The organism is Bradyrhizobium sp. 62, from assembly GCF_023073035.1.
Lineage (GTDB): Bacteria > Pseudomonadota > Alphaproteobacteria > Rhizobiales > Xanthobacteraceae > Bradyrhizobium.
This window is the reverse complement of sequence record NZ_JADPIT010000014.1, coordinates 355,012-358,474: the sequence shown is the minus strand read 5'-3', so window position 1 is coordinate 358,474 and position 3,463 is coordinate 355,012. Positions and strand designations below refer to the sequence as shown.

General features: G+C 65.5%; 3 protein-coding genes. All 3 read right to left on the bottom strand.

Going from position 1 to position 3,463, the window contains the following annotated elements; genetic code table 11:
• Window positions 1-94 precede the first annotated feature (94 nt).
• Window positions 95-625, bottom strand: coding sequence for a GNAT family N-acetyltransferase (locus IVB47_RS10285; RefSeq protein WP_247461358.1), 531 nt, complete (start codon window positions 623-625; stop codon window positions 95-97).
• 223 nt (window positions 626-848) lie between these two features.
• Window positions 849-1,640, bottom strand: coding sequence for a Bax inhibitor-1/YccA family protein (locus IVB47_RS10280; protein ID WP_007598855.1), 792 nt, complete (start codon window positions 1,638-1,640; stop codon window positions 849-851).
• A gap of 270 nt (window positions 1,641-1,910) precedes the next feature.
• On the bottom strand, window positions 1,911-3,463 hold a 1,553-nt coding region (locus tag IVB47_RS10275; RefSeq protein WP_346730789.1), incomplete at its 5' end, for an FtsX-like permease family protein.

The window sequence follows — 3,463 nt, the reverse complement described above, 5'->3', positions numbered from 1 at the left end:
CCGGATGGAGCGCAGCGCAATCCGGGGCAGTCGTATCCGCGGATGAACCTTTCCCGGATTTCGCTCGCTCCATCCGGGCTACAAGAGCTGAACCCTACTTCTCCGGCACCGTAGTCGCGCCCTCGCCGAGGTCGCGCTGCATCATCACCGTGTCCAGCCAGCGGCCGAATTTCAGCCCGACGCTGGGATGCGTGCCGATCATCCTGAAGCCGCCCTTGGTGTGCACGCCGATCGAGCCGGCATTGGCGGAATCGCCGATCACGGCGATCATCTGGCGGAAGCCGCGCGCCTCGCATTCGACGATCAGCCGCTCCAGCAGGAGCGCTCCGATGCCGCGGCGGTGAAAGGACGGATCGAGATAGATCGAGTTCTCGACCGTGAAGCGGTAGGCCGGCCGCGGCCGGTAGGCGCCGGCATAGGCGTAGCCGGCGACGCGCCCGTCGAGGATGGCGACGAAATAGGGATAGCCGCCGTCGATCAGCGTGCGGTAGCGGCGCGTCATCTCGGTGAGGTCGGGCGGCTCCAGCTCGAACGTCGCGGTGCCCTCGCGGACAGCCTGCTGGTAGATGGCGGTGATGGCGGGCAGGTCGGCCTCAAGGGTGGGCCTGATTTCGGGTGCGGACATGCGGCAAGATTAGAGCCTTCCCGGGACGACTGGAAGAGGCAACGGCCTCCCCACGCCGCCATTGCGAGCGGAACGAATCAATCCAGAAATGCGTCCGTGGAGGGACTCTGGGTTGCTTCGTCGCAAGAGCTCCTCGCAATGACGGTGGTTGAGGGAACATCACGCCCAAACAAAAACCCCGGCCTTTCGGCCGGGGCTGGTGTCGTTCGCTCTGGTCTGACGCTTAGTCGCGCTGGCCGAGGAGCTGCAGGAGCAGCGTGAACAGGTTGATGAAGTTCAGGTACAGCGACAGCGCGCCGGTGATGGCCGCACGCTCTGCGATGTCACCGCCGGCCGAGGCGTAGCCGTAGATGTAGTCGTTCTTCAGCCGCTGGGTATCCCAGGCGGTGAGGCCCGCGAACACCAGCACGCCGACCACCGACACGACGAACTGCAGCACCGAGCTCGCCAGGAACAGGTTCACCAGGCTCGCGATGACGATGCCGATCAGGCCCATGAACAGGAACGAACCCATTCCGCTCATGTCACGCTTGGTGGTGTAGCCGTAGAGGCTGAGCGCGCCGAAGGTCGCCGCGGTGATGAAGAACACCCGCACGATCGAGGTGTGCGTGAACACCAGGAAGATCGAGGACAGCGAGACGCCCATCAGCGCCGCGAACACCCAGAACAGGATCTGGGCGGTCGAGGGAGCGAGACGGTTGATGCCCGCCGAGATCACGAACACCATGGCGAGCGGCGCGAGCATGAACAGCCACTTCAGGGGGCTGACGAACATCGCGTAGCCGAACGGCGTCAGGAACAGCTTGCCGACGCGGACGGCTTCCGGGGTCGGAACATCCGTCACGGCGGCCATGTAGACGCCGAGCGCGGCCAAGCCGGTGATGGCCAGGCCGATGCTCATGTAGTTGTAGATGCGCAGCATGTAGGCGCGCAGGCCGGCATCGACCGTCGCGGCGTCAACACGCCCGGCGGCCCTGCCGAAAGGAGAAGCGTAATTGCGGTCTAGGTCCGACATGGTCGAATTCCCGTTGGTTGGTCCGGTCCGGCATGAGGGTCGCCACGCCGCCGGTTCGTCAAATTCTATCTCGGATACCGATGTCTGCCGACTAAATTTTGGCTAACAATCGGGGCTCCGAACCCATTCGATATGTGGGAAACTAACACATCCGCTGCAACCGTCCACGCGCGGCTGAATGTCGCCCTTCCCTGCAATCCAGGCGAGCGGACGTGGTTAATCGCCGGAATCGTGCGATTTCGCTCCCGTGCCGCCGCCCGCTACCATTTGTCACAAATTCCGCAACACCGTGGCGGGCTTTTTGTTCAACGCCAGCAGCGTGCCGGCGAGACCCAGGCCGACCGTGACGACCAAGGCAGCCGCGACCACGCCGGCGGCGCTGCCGCCCTGCCAGACGAAGGTGAGGGTCATCAGTCGGGTCACGATCATCCAGGCCGCGACGCTGCCGGCGAAAACGCCGAACATTGCGGTTGCAAGTCCGATCAAGAGGTATTCGAGCGCATAGGCGCCGAGCAGCCGCAGCCGGGTCGCACCCAGCGTTTTGAGGATCACCGCATCGTAGACCCGGTGGCGGTGGCCGGCGGCGAGCGCGCCGCCCAACACCAGGATCGCCGAGATCAGGGTCACAGCGCTGGCGCCGCGGATTGCCAGCGCCAGATTGGTCACGACCGAGCCGACCGTCTCCATCACCTCGCGCACGCGCACGCTCGTCACCATCGGATAGGCGTCAGCGACCTCCTTGATGATCTTGCCGTCGCCGGCCGCATCGCCGCCGGCTTCCGTCAGCGTCGCGATATGGGTGTGCGGCGCGCCCTTGAATGCGTTCGGGGAGAACACCAGGACGAAATTGATGCCGAGGCCCTGCCAGTCGATGCTGCGCAGATTGCTGATCTTCGCGGGGATGTCGCGGCCGAGGATGTTGACGACGACCTGGTCGCCGAGCTTGAGGCCGAGTCCGTCCGCGATCTTCTTCTCCATCGAAACCAGCGGCGGGCCGGCATAATCGGCGCTCCACCACTCGCCCTCGACCACCTTGGAGCCTTTCGGCAGCTCGGCGGTATAGGTCAGGCCACGGTCGCTCTGCAGCACCCACTCGGAATCGGTGCTGGGCTTGAGCTCTTCGGCGCGGACGCCACGGGCTCCGACGATGCGCCCGCGCAGCATCGGGACGTCATCGACCGTCGCGCCAGGGGCGATCTGGCGCAGATATGAGTCGAACTGCTCGGCCTGCGTGCTCGGAATATCGATGAAGAAGAACGATGGCGCGTGCTCGGGCAGTGCCGCCAGGAACTGCCGGCGCAGATTGCCGTCGATCTGGGTGATGGTGACGAGCACGGCGAGCCCGAGGCCAAGCGACAGCACGACCGAGGGCGTCAACGCGCCCGGCCGGTGGATGTTGGCGATCGCAAGTCGCAGCATTGGCCAGCGCGTGCGCGGCAGCCGCCGCGCGATCGTCATCAACAGCGCGGCAATGCCGCGCAGCAGCGCGAACACGACCACGGAGGAGGCCACGAACACGGCGGCGATGCGCTTGTCGAAGGACAGCCCGATCACGACCGCGATGAGCAGCGCGATCACGACGGCCATGAAAACGAGATAACTCCAGCGTGGCCGATGCCATTCGGAGCTGATGGTGTCGCGGAACAGGGCGGCCACCGGCACGTCGTGCACCCGCCCGAGCGGCCACAGGCCGAAGGCAAGCGCCGTGAGCAGCCCGTAGACGAACGACAGCGCGAGTTCGTCGGCATGCACCGCCGGCACCACCGGCAGCGGCAGCAGCTTGCCGAACAGGCCGACGATCGCGAAAGGCATCGCGGCGCCGA

Coding starts and splice junctions, on each gene's coding strand:
- IVB47_RS10280 (WP_007598855.1), bottom strand. CDS start 1,640: ATGTCGGACCTAGACCGCAATTACGCTTCTCCTTTCGGCAGGGCCGCC.
- IVB47_RS10285 (WP_247461358.1), bottom strand. CDS start 625: ATGTCCGCACCCGAAATCAGGCCCACCCTTGAGGCCGACCTGCCCGCC.